The sequence below is a fragment of the Paenibacillus sp. EB106-05-06-XG162 genome (assembly GCF_058791655.1).
The window spans coordinates 119,745-135,529 of the sequence record NZ_JBYTDT010000008.1; the positions used below are offsets into that span (position 1 = coordinate 119,745).

The 15,785-nt window shown below is 47.8% G+C and carries 15 protein-coding genes; 8 read left to right on the forward strand and 7 right to left on the reverse strand.

The genetic code is table 11. The annotated features are described in order from the left end of the window. Positions 1-131 precede the first annotated feature (131 nt). Positions 132-398, forward strand: coding sequence for a hypothetical protein (locus AC3WU2_RS17965; RefSeq protein ID WP_018758790.1), 267 nt, complete (start codon positions 132-134; stop codon positions 396-398). Between the two features lie 138 nt (positions 399-536). On the opposite strand, the gene AC3WU2_RS17970 is transcribed toward AC3WU2_RS17965, so the two are convergent. The 3 genes from AC3WU2_RS17970 to AC3WU2_RS17980 all read right to left on the reverse strand — a co-directional run bounded on the left by AC3WU2_RS17970 (position 537) and on the right by AC3WU2_RS17980 (position 2,916). Beyond that, the gene (locus AC3WU2_RS17970; protein WP_492456481.1) at positions 537-1,355 is read right to left on the reverse strand and encodes a hypothetical protein; all 819 of its coding nucleotides are present in this window, start codon (positions 1,353-1,355) and stop codon (positions 537-539) included. Positions 1,356-1,516: 161 nt separating this feature from the next. After that, positions 1,517-1,954 carry a carboxymuconolactone decarboxylase family protein gene (locus tag AC3WU2_RS17975; RefSeq protein ID WP_492456482.1) on the reverse strand — a complete coding sequence of 146 codons (438 nt, stop codon included), beginning with the start codon at positions 1,952-1,954 and terminating at the stop codon, positions 1,517-1,519. 83 nt (positions 1,955-2,037) lie between these two features. Further along, positions 2,038-2,916 carry an RNA polymerase sigma-70 factor gene (locus AC3WU2_RS17980; RefSeq protein WP_492456483.1) on the reverse strand — a complete coding sequence of 293 codons (879 nt, stop codon included), beginning with the start codon at positions 2,914-2,916 and terminating at the stop codon, positions 2,038-2,040. Between the two features lie 162 nt (positions 2,917-3,078). On the opposite strand from AC3WU2_RS17980, the gene AC3WU2_RS17985 reads away from it, so the two are divergent. After that, entirely contained in the window at positions 3,079-3,651 is a 573-nt protein-coding gene (locus AC3WU2_RS17985) for a nitroreductase family protein (RefSeq protein ID WP_492456484.1), read from the forward strand. Between the two features lie 75 nt (positions 3,652-3,726). On the opposite strand, the gene AC3WU2_RS17990 is transcribed toward AC3WU2_RS17985, so the two are convergent. From AC3WU2_RS17990 to AC3WU2_RS18005, 4 genes are all read right to left on the reverse strand, one after another. Beyond that, positions 3,727-4,548, reverse strand: a complete 822-nt coding sequence (locus tag AC3WU2_RS17990) for an alpha/beta fold hydrolase (protein ID WP_492456485.1) — start codon at positions 4,546-4,548, stop codon at positions 3,727-3,729. A gap of 82 nt (positions 4,549-4,630) precedes the next feature. Then, on the reverse strand, positions 4,631-5,407 hold the full coding sequence (locus AC3WU2_RS17995) for a DUF262 domain-containing protein (protein WP_492456486.1): 777 nt from the start codon (positions 5,405-5,407) through the stop codon (positions 4,631-4,633). 329 nt (positions 5,408-5,736) lie between these two features. After that, positions 5,737-7,383, reverse strand: coding sequence for a hypothetical protein (locus tag AC3WU2_RS18000; protein WP_492456487.1), 1,647 nt, complete (start codon positions 7,381-7,383; stop codon positions 5,737-5,739). A gap of 42 nt (positions 7,384-7,425) precedes the next feature. Then, on the reverse strand, positions 7,426-7,878 hold the full coding sequence (locus AC3WU2_RS18005) for a MarR family winged helix-turn-helix transcriptional regulator (RefSeq protein WP_492456488.1): 453 nt from the start codon (positions 7,876-7,878) through the stop codon (positions 7,426-7,428). A 123-nt stretch (positions 7,879-8,001) separates the two neighbouring features. Here AC3WU2_RS18005 and AC3WU2_RS18010 point away from each other — a divergent pair, with 123 nt between their 5' ends. The 6 genes from AC3WU2_RS18010 (at position 8,002) to AC3WU2_RS18035 (ending at position 15,654) form a co-directional block, all read left to right on the forward strand. Next, the gene (locus tag AC3WU2_RS18010; protein WP_492456489.1) at positions 8,002-8,280 is read left to right on the forward strand and encodes a hypothetical protein; all 279 of its coding nucleotides are present in this window, start codon (positions 8,002-8,004) and stop codon (positions 8,278-8,280) included. Positions 8,281-8,375: 95 nt separating this feature from the next. Next, positions 8,376-10,064, forward strand: a complete 1,689-nt coding sequence (locus AC3WU2_RS18015; protein WP_492456490.1) for a methyl-accepting chemotaxis protein — start codon at positions 8,376-8,378, stop codon at positions 10,062-10,064. A 200-nt stretch (positions 10,065-10,264) separates the two neighbouring features. Then, the gene (locus tag AC3WU2_RS18020) at positions 10,265-11,953 is read left to right on the forward strand and encodes a methyl-accepting chemotaxis protein (RefSeq protein ID WP_492456491.1); all 1,689 of its coding nucleotides are present in this window, start codon (positions 10,265-10,267) and stop codon (positions 11,951-11,953) included. Positions 11,954-12,161: 208 nt separating this feature from the next. Then, the gene (locus tag AC3WU2_RS18025; protein WP_492456492.1) at positions 12,162-13,202 is read left to right on the forward strand and encodes a lactonase family protein; all 1,041 of its coding nucleotides are present in this window, start codon (positions 12,162-12,164) and stop codon (positions 13,200-13,202) included. Positions 13,203-13,397: 195 nt separating this feature from the next. Further along, positions 13,398-14,186 carry a (2Fe-2S)-binding protein gene (locus AC3WU2_RS18030; RefSeq protein WP_018758778.1) on the forward strand — a complete coding sequence of 263 codons (789 nt, stop codon included), beginning with the start codon at positions 13,398-13,400 and terminating at the stop codon, positions 14,184-14,186. 406 nt (positions 14,187-14,592) lie between these two features. Then, positions 14,593-15,654: a nucleoid-associated protein gene (locus AC3WU2_RS18035; protein WP_492456493.1), complete on the forward strand. Its 1,062-nt coding sequence runs from the start codon at positions 14,593-14,595 to the stop codon at positions 15,652-15,654. Positions 15,655-15,785: the final 131 nt, after the last annotated feature.

The following is a 15,785-nucleotide window of genomic DNA, read 5'->3' on the forward strand; positions in this document are numbered from 1 at the left end:
ATTTTATTGCCATTGTGACAGAATTGTGATTAAATATAATTATCTCATTATTAAAACGCTTCCAATCTTCGGGCACAGCCTCTCGGCGATTGGCATGAGACGGTTGTGACAATCACGAGGAGGTTATTTACATGGCAAATAAATCCTTATCAGAGAAATCTATGGACATCTTGAAGGAGAAACGGAAGCGCTCGATGATCATCGCTATTTCGTTCTTTACCTTTGCCTTATTGGAAGGCTATATTGGAACGGTATTGACGGCAGCGAGCGGCGTGACAGCACAGATCTCGATGCTTGGTGTGATGGGCGTTATGTTAGCGCTTGGCCTTGTGTTTGAGTTTAGATCGATTATCATTCACAGAGTCATTCAGCGTCGTGTTGGCCAAGAACAACAATAAGAAGACAATCAAGAGATGAACGATACGAGGACTTGAACTGGAAGGTGCACCGGATCATCGGCTGCCCCAGGGCAAGTCCTTTTGTTAGGAGCAGCAGCCTGCAATCGACCATAAGTCGATGTGGGTTGCTGCTCTATATTATTTTACGGGGATCTGGGATTTGGCTCTGGAGAGAATGTCACTGATCTTTTGCTCATAGGTAATGATTTTCTGTTGATGTGCGTTGATGTCGCGAATAATGGTGGTCAGCGAGGTTAGCGCATCGATCGATCGCTTCGCATCGGTGACCTTGACGGCATCGGTGAGGTTACGCGAAGCGGTAGGGATTTGTTTCTTGAGGGAGCTCAAAATACTCTTCTCCGCTCGGATTTGCACCTTGATCGGGTCCATATCCTTAAGTGTACTGCGAACTTTTTTCACCGTCTCAGCTGTCTTGCTCTTCCATGCCCGTAAGGCTTCCTCTTTCGCTCGAATATCTGCGCGTGCGAGTTGAACAGCGGCTTTCATGCTATCCGCTTGAATACGGAGCAAGGCATTCAGATCTTTGTTCTTCAGTGCTCTGGCGGCTTGAATCCGATCGTTCAAGGTCGTGTATGATTGGAAGAGGGGCTGATATTTCGCTTTGGTCTGTGTGACGAGCTGTTCCAATCGACTTCGCTCGGCTGAGCCGATCTGTTGAATATGTTTACTTAAGCTCGGCAACGTCTCTTCATTCTGGGTATGGAGCGATAGAATACGTTCGTTCCATTGATCCTCCGATTTCAGAAGCGCGGTTAAGTCGCCTTGTAAGCTGGATAGACGTGCGGATTGCGTCTTGTCTGCAGCTGCATTCGTCTTATCAAGTGCGGATTGGGTAGATACAGGTATGGTGTAAGAAGCGGCTTGGGCTGCAGCTGGGGCTATTGCAGCGGTTATTAAGGATAGTGTCGTACATAAGGCGATCATTTTCTGTCTCATGGAAATGGATATCCTCCTTCATGGTAACCCGACAGCAGACAACACAAAAAGCACCTGCGCGAGAACGGCTGCGTTGCAGCGATCTCACGAGGTGCTTCCTTCGTAAGTGTGGGTTTATGATATTTTTCCAAATATACCCTAATTATTAGGGGTAGTCAAGCTTACACCGGCATCATGAGCGTGGATATCGCGATTCGATTCCAGGCATTGATCGTAATAATCGCCATAATGATATCGGCAAGCTCCTTCTGACTGTAATGCTCCGCTGCTTCTTGATAGACATCATCCGGCACATGATTGTCGGTAATGACCGTAATGGCTTCGGTTAGTGCAAGTACACTGCGCTCCTGCGGGGTGTAATAAGGTGCTTCGCGCCATGCGGAGAGCAGGTAAATGCGCTGTTCCGTCTCACCGATCTTGCGTGCGTCTTTGGTATGCATCTCGAGACAGTAGGCGCAGCCGTTGATTTGGGAGGCGCGAATTTTGATAAGCTCTAATAATTTCTTATCGATTGTCGATGCGTGCAGGTATTGCTCCAACCCCAGCATCGCTTGGTAACCTTGCGGGTTGACGACGTTCATTTGCATTCTTTGTTCCATTGGGAATCCCTCCATTTGTATATCGTTAAGCTTGTTTTTAGCTTCTCATAGATATAGACAAAATAGGATTCGCATTTGTGACATTATAGAATATCGAGATGCGAAATTTTTTCTGGATTGCGAATGAGATAGATGGATTGTGCCTTCTGATGCGATGAATCCAGCTGGAAAGCAATAATGGAATAAATATTCTCACCAATGTGAGTCAAGATACCATAATGGCCATTCACACGAATGAGGTGTTGCTGATAGGAAGCGTTTCTCTTGGTATGAATACCATGCAGAAAGGCGAATATTCGTTCTTGACCATAAATCGGGTTGATCGCGGCCCGGACACGTCCCCCGCCGTCGCTGAACAGAATGGCATCCTCGGTAATCATCGAGACGAAATGCTGGAAATCCCCGGTTCGAGATGCCTCGATGAAGCTCAGCGATAGCCGCTCGGAGAGATCGGCTTTGGCCTTGGTATCGGTCAGTTCAGGCTGCAGCTTTTTCTGTGCTCGGCTGAAGATTTGACGGCAATTGATCGCCGTCTTGTTTAGCAGCTCTCCGATCTCTTGATAGCTGTAATCGAGCGTCTCCCGCAGTATGAAGACCGCACGCTCCACAGGCGTAAGATGCTCCATCAGTACGAGTAGGGCATATGAGATATTTTCGCGCTGCATGAAGTTATCATCCGGGCGTTCCTCAATGCTCGACACCTGCGGCTCTGGCAGCCAAGGGCCGACATAGACTTCGCGCTGCTTGCGGGCGCTCTTCAGGAAATTGATGCAACGATTGGTGACCATTTTGATGAGATAGGCTTTCTCATTCCGAATTTCGCTATCTGGAGATTGTGCATAGGCAATGAAGAGGTCTTGTACGATGTCCTCCGCTTCGGTAACCGATCCAAGCATCCGGTAGGCCATGGATTGAAGCAGGGGTTTATAAGTGGTGTACAACGTTTCAAGTTTCGGTTCCATACGATCTCCTTCGTACATAATAGATACCTCTATTGTAAATTATTCCGGGTGGTCAGTTCCACAGCATGCTAATAAATCGTTCTTTTGCTTGGAAATGGTATATTTATGTTAAAATAATGGAATGCACGCCTAAACTATAATCGCCTGGAGATGAGAGAAGATATGACAGACTTATTCGCTGCCATTCAGCATAGACGTAGTATCGGGAAAGTGAAACAGGATGCAGTGCCACAGGAACAAATCGAGCGATTGCTGGAAGCAGCAATCTGGGCACCGAACCATCGGCGTACTGAGCCATGGAAGTTCTTCGTCATGGAAGGAGAAGGTCGGCGCGTACTTGGACGAGCTTATGCAGATATAGCACTATCCCAAGTGAGCGAGCTGTCTGCGGAAGAAGAAGCTGAGCAGCGGAGTAACCATGAGAAGAAGGCCTTCCGTTCTCCAATCGTCATTGCCGTGGCGGTATCGCCTGCAGAGGATGCGAACGTAACGGAGATCGAAGAGTATGCAGCGGTACATGCGGCCGTGCAGAATATGCTGCTCGCTGCGCATGCACTCGGACTTGGCGCGGTCTGGCGGACCGGGGACCCGATGTATCATCCGATCATGCAGGAAGCCTTCGGACTAAGCGGACGGGAGCAGCTCGTAGGCATGATCTACGTGGGGTATCCTGATATGGAAGCGCCGCAGAGCAAGCGTATCCCAGCAGCAGAGAAGACCGTATGGCTTCGCTAAGCCATGATTTGTATAGCAAAGAGCACCTTATCATGTGATAGGGTGCTCTTTTGCTAGGTGTATGTGTAATAATGGTTACTTGGTCGTCTGAAGTCCTCTCAGAGCTTTAAGTAGCAATTCATTGCATTTCTCTCGTTCATCGTAGAATAGGCCGTGCCCGCTCTTCTCGAAAGGCACGAGGACCGAGCCTGGAATGCCCTTGTGTGTCGCTAGTGCGAGCGTATAAGGGCAGATCCTGTCTTTGACGCCGTGCAGGAGCGTTGTCGGAACGAGGATCTTGTTAAGGTCTTGCCGTAAGTCTTCATCCAGGAGTGACTCTGCTACAGCTATGGTGCCGTGACTGGATGCTTGCAGTCCAAGTAGCTGGAACCAGCTGCGGAAACTCTCCGTGATCGGACTGAAGAAGAACTTCTGGCCGAAATCTTCGATCATCTGCGGGCGGTTGACCGTTGTCTGCTCGATCAGCGCATCGACATCATTGACCGTATTGCCATAAGGAAAGTCTGGCCGTTTCGTGAAGATTGGCGAAGCGGCGCCGAGTAGAATAAGCTGTGCGACCTTGCGACCGGAATGACGTGCCATGTAGCGAATAGCGATTGCGCCGCCCACCGAGAAGCCGATGAGTCGAACGCGCTCCAATTGGAGCGCGTCGATTACGGTACGCACATCATCGGATAGCCGGTCGTACGAATAACCGTACCAAGGTTTGTCGGATTGACCGAACCCGCGAATATCGATACTGATGCAGCGATATCCATACTTCGGTAGCATGGATGTCTGATATTCGAACATCTGATGGTTCACCGGCCACCCATGAATGAGAACGATGGGTTCGCCGGATCCGACATCTTCCACATATATTTTTACACGGGGCTCCACTTCGACAAAATAACCCAAATTCGATCCGCTCCTTCACACGAAGTGATTAAGGCAATCTCCAGTAACCTCATCTAAAATCGTATGAAATGGAGTAGCGTTCTTATTCCAATGTTTTGAGTTCAGCTCGTACACGGTCAATATGTTCTGCGTCCATGGTCTTGCCGACCGTGTTCAACATTAAGAAATACCGCAGGGTCTGTTCCCGCGTCATGTCTTTCACTTCAGCGAACACAATCGGGTAGTTCATGAAATGATTCTGCTCTCTGGAGGTAAGATCGCTGTATTTCTTGCCGTTCCATGCAAAACGGTCTTCATAGTAGGCCATCAGTGTCATCAAGCGCTGTTTGCCGTCTATAATTTCATAGCCCTGTCCCGATCGTACCCATGCCTTCGGATCCCGTTGAATCACGGAGAATTTGCCGATATCGACATTACTGAATACGGAGTTAATTAGGCGAACCTTGTCCTCAAGCTCCCAGACATAATCCCGTTGGTAATCGGGGTCTAGATTCATGCCGAAGTTGTATACGCGTTGGAGAAGTTCGGATAACATGCGGAATGTAAATCGAACATTCATGTCCGTATTGCGAATGATCGTGTCCGATGTCTCAGGGATCGGCTTCCGAACATCCAGCCAGCCATAATAGTTACGCGTATGCTCATGGTGGACCGGATTTCCATAGTTCTTATCGATATACGTATAGTCGATGAGATAGATTTTGCCATCATGGAGCACCTCTGCAACAACAGCATCTTGCAGATTTCCGACGCGGACAGGGTCTCCTGGTCTGAATACATACGTGGGCTCCGAAGTATGCTTTAATTTCTCTTCGAGCTCTTCAAGCTTGCGTTGCAATTGCCCAGGCTTCATGATCATGTGCAAGCACCTCCAAAAGTTGGAATTTAATTGGCAGACTTATTTCAAATTGTAACAGTTATATGTGCGAAATAGGGTAGGTAATTTATTACAGAGGCTGAAAACCCTTGGTGCTGAGCGAAATAAGGTGAGTGTATAGATGATCCGGAAACACTAAAATAGTATCAATTTTGATAATAATTATCCAATTTAATCCAATTTTAGTTGGGTGTTTTTAGCGTAAAAAGGAGTCGATTTTCATTGTTATCGGGAACACAAAAAAGGCGTTTCTGAAGATCAATACATGTCTTCTGAAATCGCCTTTGGTACTGCCGGATAGATTTGAAAAATTAGACCTTGTAATCCTCAAAATCGACTTGCTCGCCGCGGATTCGCGCCTCATGGTGATTCGGACCGTGAACAGTAAGCTGCAGCTCCTCGTTGTATCGCGTACGGTACTGGACTTGCAGGACCCCATCCGCTTCCGCTGCGAATACGGGTGCGTTCACCTGCATCGCTTCGATAAAGAGCTCGAAGCTCTCCATCCCTAATTGCATGGCTTCCTCTACAGCCATCGCTTCAATGACGACGCCATTCCAGCGGCCTTCGCTTCTCACCGAAAGTCGGTCTTCCAGTTCCTCATATTGATAAGGCTGCATGAGGTGTACAGCGACATATACATTCTCTACAAGACCATAGAGCGCGGATGGCTCTGCCTGCCAGGTGCCCTTGGGTAGTACACCGACAATGTAGTCGAAAGGAGAGGTCTCTGGAATGGAATAGAGTGCAATGACCGTATTCCGATGGTAAAGGGTATGCGCGTACTCGCTGTGATGTCTTGGATCTCCTGCATGATACCCGTCACCGGGATGGAAGAAATAAGCCTGATTGATGCTATGTTCATTGACCAGCGGGATCGTAATATCCCAGCGCTGCTGCTCATTATCGAACTCGGTGTACCGCTCCCACATGCCACCAGCAGCATAGTGCTCCGTAATATAGGCATAGGAATGGAGATGGACGGGTCCCGTCGATTCCAATCGCGTGATGCGCTGCCTCACTTCCAACGGCTTAGACCGATCTAATGCGGTCTGGCGAGCATCGGCAGGCGCTTCGTAGAACAAGAAGCCGGCATATTCGGTGCGAGGCACGGCCTCAGGGAGCATGAAGTCACCGTATTGCACGTAATCGAGCAGCACGTTGCTGTCGCGAGGGACGTCATGCCACCCGCCGCGGGCATGGGCGCCGACCCAGGTTCCCTTCAGGTAATATTGCGATCGTTGGCGCCACAGTGCATCAAGTAGACGGCTGAGGTCCTGCCGGATGGAGTCGTTCTGCTCTAATGTGTAGGCGCAAGTATAGGCCTGAACCCAATGCCAGAACCACGGCAGGCTGCCGTACTCCCACATGCCAAGCGTGTGAATGCGGTCTAGCGTAAGCTTCAAGCTATCATGGCCGTCTTGAATGAGGGCTGTATCTTGGAATTTATGACCGAATATGAGTTTGGCGGAAGTGAATTTGGCCTCATGATGGCCATACTGTTCCATCGGTTTGCGATAGAAGTTGCCCTGATAAATATGTAGAAATGCTGTAGCAAAAACCGTGCGCAACAGATCGCTGAACGTAGATTGATATTGTGAATCGAAATAGACCATCAGGCTGCCCATGATCTCGACAGGTAAAGGGTTCGGTTTTGCTTCGCTTGGAACAGGGTCCAGGTTCAGCGGCCAGTGGCCGTAGGTAGGGCTGCTCGGATCCTGATCTTGCAGCTGAAGCACCTGCAGCAGAATGGATGTTGCAAGGGCTTTCATTTCATCCCGGTCAAAAGAGACAGGAATCGTTGAGTCGACCGCTGCAGCGAATAAATAGGAAGCATAGTAGAAATTATCGCGTATGTCGTGATGGAACCAGAGTCCGCTTGGTAGAACCGGTTGCTGGCTTGCTAAGTTTGCAATGCGTGTGACGATCTCTCGTTGCCGGAAATGATAAGGAGTCATGAAGGATGCCTCTTCCTTTCAGGTTCGATAGTAGGATCTTCGTTATTCGGATTTCTCACGCTCTAAGCGACGCGTTTCGATCGTACGGTTGAAGCGTGCCAGACTTTCGCCGAATTGTCGGCATTCATCTTCGTTCCAGTCCTCGAGCAACTTCGCGTAGAATTCCTCACGCGCCTTCGCAAAGGCATGCAGCTCGCTACGCCCAATTTCGGTGATCTGCAGTAATTTGACACGTGCATCACTTGGGTCGGATAGGCGTTCTACGAATCCTTTCCCTTCGAGTGCAGCGGTCTGCCGGCTTGCGGTCGAGATGTCTAGATGTAGCGCATCTGCAAGCGATTTAATGGCAAGCGGGCCTTCATCCAGCAGTAGGCGCAGCAATAAATACGTGGAGCGATCAATTTCTTTATGATTCAGATAAGCAATGCGGATCGCCTCTGCACGACGACCGAAAATAGCAATTTCACGTTCAATGATGCTGAATAGGTTTTCCATAAGCGATGACTCCATTCAACTCGCAATTTTCATATAGTTTTAGCTTAATATTGAAAGATGCTATATGCAAGTTTTTTCAATTTAGAATGGTTTATTTTCTCGGCAAAAAGCCCGTTAACCTCATTGACAGCCTACGTTGCTTCGCATATTCAAGACCGGTATCTCGGCTTCTATAAAAGCTTGCTGGAGAACCATCTGCCGCTGACTCCAGCTATCGTCTTGTCGGATCGCGATGAGTGCGGACTATTGATCGATGTCGAACTTCCGGAACGATTGACGGCTGGCGTGTTTTTTATTATCGCCAGATCGACTTTTTTACACATTTGTAGAACCGATGGTCAAATAATGCGAAATAATCCAACATCCCCAATGAGACGGCTTGTTCTCCGCATATACAATTGATTTTCATATTAAAAATGGTTGGTGATATTTTGTGTTCCTTGGTATAAAATGGGTCAATATAGATCGCATTTTATTCAATCGGGGGGTACGTGAGAATGAGGTTTAGCATAACTAGAAAAATAATCATCAGTTTTCTCATCGTAGCGATTTTGTTGGTGAGCTCAGGCGGATTTCTATTAATGAACTTGAGTCGCATGGACAAATCGTATACGACATTATTGCATCGAGACACCCAGATTTTGTCAAACGTTGAACGCATATCGACATATACAACACAGCATACGAGCGGCCTTCAACAGTTCCTGCTTACCAATGATGAACAGAATATTCAAGAAATGAAGCAAGCTAGTCAGGGTGAAATTCAACTTATCTACGGCACACTGCAGTTGATGGAGAAGGACGAGGATAAGCAGCTGATGAATCAATTGGTCGCTTTGAGTCGGGACTTCAATCTGAAAGCAGAGAACATCATTAATGAGGCAGCGACAGATCGGGAGGGAGCGGTGAAGAACGCGACAGATAATCTTCTCCCTGTCGGTAAACAGATGGAGAGGGTTACCAATCAGATCGCTAAGAAACAAGAAGAAGTATTGAAGCAGAGTACTGCTCAGAATTCGTCGATGGTCGCTGATTTAAAGGTGTTAAGCTATGGTACGATCGGTCTTTCGCTTCTCCTCGCCATCATCATCGGATATATGTTGTCACGATTGATCAGTAGACCACTCGTGAAAATTTCGCGATCGGCGCAGAACATTGCAAATGGAGACTTAACCGACCCCGATATTCAGGTTCGGAATCGCGACGAAATTGGCGACCTTGCACAATCCTTCAATCAGATGAGCCGTAATCTTCGTCATCTCCTTACCGAGATCTCTGAAGGTGCTGAGCATGTGGCGGCTTCTTCCCAGGAGCTCGCGGCAGGCGCGGAGCAGACCAATCGTTCTACAGAGCAGATTGCTGTATCCATTACGCGTGTAGCGGAAGGCACGGATCACCAAGTACAGAATGTGGCCGTCTGTGTACAAGCCATGCAGGAATTGACGGTGGGTGCGCAGCAGATTTCCGACAATGCACAGCAAGTGGCTGATGCGGTCGTCGTGACGCGTGAGAAGTCGGAGGAAGGTAATCAGTCCATCCAGGCAGCGATTGCACAAATGCAATCGATTGAGCAGACGATTGATGGGTTATTCCAGATCATTGTTGAGCTCGGTGATCGTTCGAAACATATTAACAAGATGGTTGAGTTCATTACCAGTATCGCGAAGCAGACGAATTTGTTAGCTCTGAATGCAGCGATTGAGTCTGCTCGTGCAGGGGAACATGGCAAAGGGTTTGCTGTGGTTGCGCAAGAGATTCGGTTACTCGCTGAGCAATCATCGCAATCGGCGATGCAGATTACGGAGCTGATCTCGAAGATTCAGAGTGATTCAGCATCGACGGTTCAATCGTGCCAAGTGGGACGTGAGGAGATTCAAGAGGGTATCCGAATTGTGAATCTCGCAGGGGGAGCCTTCGGCCATATTCAGACAGCGATTCTTCGGGTGTCCGATGAAATACAGCTTGCGTCGAGCAGTATTGAGCAGATGAATGTGAATACGGCCCAAGTTGTGAAGTCCATGGAGGCCATTTCTGAGAAGACAGAGCGTTCTGCATCGGAATCGCAGACGGTTACGGGGGCTGTGGAAGAGCAGCTGGCTTCAATGGAAGAGTTCGCCTCCTTCGTGGATTCGCTCTCGAAGAGAGCGGAGCAACTTCAGGCTCAGACGTCAAAGTTCACAATTTAGGACATTTGACCGATATATAATATGAGACAGACATGACGTTCGAACTGGCATGGAAAAGCTCGAATCGTTGTGTCTTTTTTTGTCGTTAATTGTAGATATTTGTAAAACTTTAATGGATTATGCTGGAATGTTGGAGGAAATCCAGCTATAATTACTTGGAAAAATAGACCATAGACCATTGGACTGGAAGGAGAGAAAAGATGAGATTCAGCATTCGGAAGAAATTAATATGTAGTTTCCTGGCGGTGGTGGCCATCCTTATCATCTCAGGCATCATTCTTTTCAACAGCTTGACCAAGATGGATCATTCGTACCAGGACCTACTCGAACGGAGGGTTGAAATCCTGCTGGGCGCTTCGAATATATCTAAGAGCACGATTTCGCAGACTAGCGGACTACGCGATTATTTGCTCTCCGATACGGAGGAGTCTTTAACGCGATTTAAGCAGGTAAATGATCTGCAATTGAAGCAATTAGAAGCGCTCGGGAAGATGGTGAACCGGGAGGACGATAAGAAGACGATCGCCAAATTGGCGGAATTAAGTAAATCGTTCGCAGAGAAGTCCGATAAGGTCATCGCCTTATCCAAGACGGATATTGTTGCCGCGGTGAAGCAAGCGGCGAACAATGTCATTCCCATTGGCCGTGAGATGGAATATGAAGCGGATAAGCTAGCAAAGGCGCAGCAGCAGCTGCTTGACGAAGGCAGTAAGGAGAATTCAAAATATGCGAACGGCTTGAAGCTGATGAACCTGATCGTGATTGTGGTTACCTCGATTCTAGCTATTGTGATTGGATACGCGGTATCCGTTCTGATTAGTCGACCGCTAAGAAGGATCTCGCAATCGGCATCTCTGATCGCAGATGGTGATTTGACGGAGCCGGAATTAGTCATTAAGAATCGCGATGAAATTGGTGACCTCGCGATTTCCTTCAATCGTATGAAGAACAATCTGCATCAGCTGCTCAAAGAAATTCATGCAGGAGCTGAACACGTGGCAGCTTCTTCCGAAGAATTGAACGCAGGATCCGTGCAGACCAGTCAAGCGACCGTGCAAATTTCGTCATCGATTCAACGTGTTGCAGAAGGGACAGAACATCAGGTGCAGAGCGTATCCGAGTGTGTTCAAGCTGTCTACGAGATGTCGGAAGGCGTGAAGCAGATCAATGCGAATGCCCAGAGCGTATCTAATGTGGTCATCGCAACGGCAGAGAAGTCTGTCGAAGGGAACACAGCGATTCAATCCGCAGTTCAGCAGATGCAGTCAATTAACCATACGATGGAAGATTTATCTCGCGTCATCACAGGTCTGACGAATCGTTCCAAAGATATCGGAGAAATCGTACAGATCATCACGGAAATTGCGAGACAGACGAATTTGCTTGCACTTAATGCTGCGATTGAATCGGCAAGAGCAGGGGAGCACGGCAAAGGGTTTGCTGTGGTTGCGAATGAAGTGCGTAATCTAGCCGAGCAATCGGCACAATCGGCACAGCAGATTACCGAGCTTGTCACGGTGATCCAGAAAGAGTCGAAGACGACCCAGCAATCCGTTGAGATTGGTAGAAAAGAAGTTGCAGAGGGAATCCGTACGGTTAACCAAGCGGGCGAAGCGTTCGAACATATTCATCATTCGATCAATCAAGTATCCGATGAAATTCAGAACGTATCTGCGAGTGTTCAGCAAATGTCTGTGAACACGGAACAAGTGGTAGGCTCGATTAACTCAATCTCACAAGCGGCTGAAGTAGCGGTTGCAGAATCGCAGACGGTATCGGCAGCGACGCAAGAACAGCTAGCTTCGATGGAAGAGATCAGCACGTCGGCAGGCTCGCTGTCGACGATGGCAGAGCAATTGCAAGCCCAAGTTGGGAAATTCAAAATTTAGTAGACGAATAGATGATAACCCGGCCTGTTTCAAGGCTGGGTTATTTTAGATTTCGAGCTCTCCGCAAAGTACCTGATCGCTTCGAAGCCAATGCACCACTTTGTGGGGATTAAAATCATGTGGTGAAACGTATGGTAAAAGGAGGTAGAATGATAGTATCGTTATCGCCATGTGGATTACATAAGAAATCGTTGAGGAGGATATCGTAATGACGCAGAACAGAGCAGTATTTGTTGGATCGTATGCGCCGAAGGAAGAAGAGGGCATTCATTTATTTCAATTCGATCAAGCAGAGGGTCGTCTGAAGCGTGTGGGTGGCGTTATAGGTGTGGCGAATCCATCGTTCTTAACCGTAGATGCTCCTCGCAACTGCGTGTATGCTGTGAGTGAGACAGGTGATGGGGCTGTCGTGTCTTTGCGTTATGATCTGGAGCAGGGCACGATGGAAGAAGTGAACAGACAGTCTACCCTAGGGGCAGATCCTTGTTACGTCGTAGTGGATGCATCGGGAGACTATCTCTTGCTCGTGAACTATTCTTCGGGCAGCATTTGCGTCTATCCAATCACAGCAGAGGGCGCGATCGGCTCAATGTCTGACCAAGTACAGCATGTCGGAAATGGCGTTCGAGCAGATCGTCAAGAAACCCCGCATCCGCATTCCATTAAGCAGATACCAGGCACGTCATATTTCCTTGTAGCGGATCTTGGTCTGGATCAAGTGGTTACGTATGAATTAACGTCCGATGGCAAATTAATCGAGCGTTCGATCGCGCACGTTACACCAGGCTCTGGACCGCGTCATTTGGATTTCCATCCGGAGGCTCCTTATGTCTATGTCATCTATGAATTGACATCAGAAGTCGAAGTATTCGAGATAGACCGGGAGCAAGGCAAATTAACAGCTGTACAGAAGTTGTCGACGCTGGCTCCAGACTTCCAAGGGGAGAGCTACTGCGCCGAAATTACCGTTTCCGCTTCGGGCAACGTTGTGTACGGATCGAACCGCGGGGAAGATAGTCTTGCCGTGTTCACCGTTCAACACCCGAGTGAATTGAAGTATGCGGGTCTCATAGCGACGGAAGGGAACTTCCCGCGTCATTTCACGCTTGTGCCAGACGCACCGTACATTCTGGCAGCGAATCAGAATTCGGATTCGATGCTCGTGATTCGATTGAATCCAGAAGGATTGCCAGAAGCAACAACGGATCGTGTAGAAGTAACCAAACCGGTCTGCCTGCAAGTCCTCTAATATTTCCTGATATAAAACGCCCGTTCTTCTTCCATTGGGGAAGAAGACGGGCGTTTTGGCGTGTGCACGTTTTAGAATTGACAGGGTGAAGCTGGAAGATTATCATTTTGGTATTGATATTAATTATCATTATCACTATTAGCGTTATCTCGAATCATGTCGCTAGTGCTTCATCCGCTGAAGGAGGATCTTCCATTGCACATCCCAACTGAAATTTTAGATAAATATATGATTACCCATCAGGACACATCTCCCGCCATCGCAACCTTCGAGCTGCGTCAGCTCACAGAACGCGAAGGTGCGCTGGCATTTCTAAACGCATATGCCCCGGAGCTGAAGGCACTCTCACTTGATGTGGCGGCGACGTATTTCACGGCACAATTCGCCCGGATGTTCGCGGCTTTTCATTATGCAATCTGGCGCTACGGGATTCATCTCGATCTGTCGATGAACCTCATGAGCGTTCACATCGTAGCGCATCCGGACGGGTATATTACGCTGAAGTTTGATCTGAAATCGATTCAAGGGACGACGGTACCGCTTGCGAATCGATCACTTCTCGTCACGTCGCTAATGACCTCCTTTTACAGTGAGCAGGTTCGCCCGATTCTCCAATCCTTAGCCTCCGCGGCAGGGATTAGTGTTGGAGCGCTATGGGGGATCATTCCGACGTATTTCGAATATTATTACGAGCAATGGCTGGAAGAGCCGATCGATGAAGTGCAGCGAATCCATCTGGCCGAAGATATGGATGTGCTGCATCATCAGCTGTCTCCGACAGTGTTCGGACGCGTGAAGAACCCATTCCAAGTGAAGTTCCGTTACATGGATAGTCCCTATGAACCGGGGGAAAAAATGCGGCTGAAGAGTGCATGCTGTCTGGCGTACAAGACAGAGGGTGGCACGTATTGCCTAAGCTGTCCTCGATTGTCTGAAGCGGATCGGGCACAGATGGTCGCAGCTTATCAGACGAAGCAAAAGTGAATGAACTGAAAGGTCAAGTCTGCCTATGCGCGTTATTTTCGAGTATACTGGGAAAGTGTCTTTATGAGGTTGTTCAAAAAGTCATCATTTGATCACGAAGTTATTTTCAAGAAGCATAATCGACATCGAATCTTGCGTTCACCCTCGAAGAGCTTATGCATACGAAGTATGTTTCCTTTGGAAACATTTCAGGTACTCATTTAGGTTTTGCCTAAACTCCGGTCCTCTGAAAGTTTTTCGAAGGAAAACTCTCTACGGAAGCATAAGCTCTTCAGGTTCTCGCAACCTTAGCATATACTTACGAAGTAAGTTTTCTTCGAAAACTCTCAGGTGCTGAAATGCCGACTTTTTGAACTCGAACTTTTTGTAGACCGCGAAGGTGACGCGTAGGAAAGAGGGAGACCGAATGATCAATCTAACCAATATCGAAATTCAAGATCTTGTTATTCATAAAGTAGGCAATAAATCGAAGGATGAAGGTGTCGTCATCGCGAAGGAGCTGACCGTCATTGATAATGACGAGCTTCGTGCTGCGCTATTGAAGTATTTTCTTGCTTCGTTTAAGTTCGATGCGACGTATCGGTTCCATCACGAGGCGGACTTGGCACTGAATGAAGTTTATACATTTGCGAACGCGATTTTCCAAGATAGTACGACATTTTATGACCAGTCGGTGCATATGTTAAGGCATTTGTACGAACAGTCTTCGCATCCGCAGATTAAGTCGGGTGAGCTGTACGTCGTGCATTTCAACAATATTCTCTACGATAATTTCAAAGTCGATGCCGTGGGCATTTTCAAATCCGAGCATAAGGATGAATTCCTCAAGATCGATGAGCGGGATTCGTCGGCATTTGAGCTCCAATACGAGCAGGGCGTGAACATCAAAAAATTGGACAAGGGATGCATTATTTTTAATTACCAAGCATCTTCAGGGTTCCATGTGAGTCTGGTCGACTTATCGAATAAGGGGAGTCAGAACGAGGCAGTCTATTGGAGGGATGACTTCCTGCAGGTCAGGGATTTGGTGGACGAGCACTATATGACCGATCAGTATATCCGGATGTGCTCGGACTTCTATGACGATGTCGTCGCAACGACGAATGATCAGTTCGAGAAGAAGGAGAAGCTGGTTTTCCTGAACGAGACGATTCAGCATTTTGCGAGCAATGAGCAGTTCACGCAGGATGTATTCTACGAGGAAGTCATTCGCGATCAGGGCTATATCGATATGTTCAAGACCTACAAGGAAACGTATGAGGAGATGAGGGAGCTGCCGTCAATGACGGACTTCAACATTTCGCAGACGGCGCTTCGCAAAGTCAAACGCCAGTTCAAGAACGACATCAAGCTCGACACGAACATTGAGATCAAGGTCAACAATGAAAGCTTCGACTATCTGGAGAAAGGGTACGACGAAGAACGGAAAATGTACTTCTATAAAGTCTTTTTCAATAACGAAGCCTAGGCAAAATGTACTCACGAAGAATAATTTCATATGTAAAAACAAGTCGCTATATTTTTGTTTGCAACTCAACAAATATCATTGTATAATGGGAAACGGAATTCATGTAACTTATATCACATTCATACACAACT

Coding starts and splice junctions, on each gene's coding strand:
- AC3WU2_RS17965 (WP_018758790.1), top strand. CDS start 132: ATGGCAAATAAATCCTTATCAGAGAAATCTATGGACATCTTGAAGGAG.
- AC3WU2_RS17970 (WP_492456481.1), bottom strand. CDS start 1,355: ATGAGACAGAAAATGATCGCCTTATGTACGACACTATCCTTAATAACC.
- AC3WU2_RS17975 (WP_492456482.1), bottom strand. CDS start 1,954: ATGGAACAAAGAATGCAAATGAACGTCGTCAACCCGCAAGGTTACCAA.
- AC3WU2_RS17980 (WP_492456483.1), bottom strand. CDS start 2,916: ATGGAACCGAAACTTGAAACGTTGTACACCACTTATAAACCCCTGCTT.
- AC3WU2_RS17985 (WP_492456484.1), top strand. CDS start 3,079: ATGACAGACTTATTCGCTGCCATTCAGCATAGACGTAGTATCGGGAAA.
- AC3WU2_RS17995 (WP_492456486.1), bottom strand. CDS start 5,407: ATGATCATGAAGCCTGGGCAATTGCAACGCAAGCTTGAAGAGCTCGAA.
- AC3WU2_RS18000 (WP_492456487.1), bottom strand. CDS start 7,383: ATGACTCCTTATCATTTCCGGCAACGAGAGATCGTCACACGCATTGCA.
- AC3WU2_RS18005 (WP_492456488.1), bottom strand. CDS start 7,878: ATGGAAAACCTATTCAGCATCATTGAACGTGAAATTGCTATTTTCGGT.
- AC3WU2_RS18015 (WP_492456490.1), top strand. CDS start 8,376: ATGAGGTTTAGCATAACTAGAAAAATAATCATCAGTTTTCTCATCGTA.
- AC3WU2_RS18020 (WP_492456491.1), top strand. CDS start 10,265: ATGAGATTCAGCATTCGGAAGAAATTAATATGTAGTTTCCTGGCGGTG.
- AC3WU2_RS18025 (WP_492456492.1), top strand. CDS start 12,162: ATGACGCAGAACAGAGCAGTATTTGTTGGATCGTATGCGCCGAAGGAA.
- AC3WU2_RS18035 (WP_492456493.1), top strand. CDS start 14,593: ATGATCAATCTAACCAATATCGAAATTCAAGATCTTGTTATTCATAAA.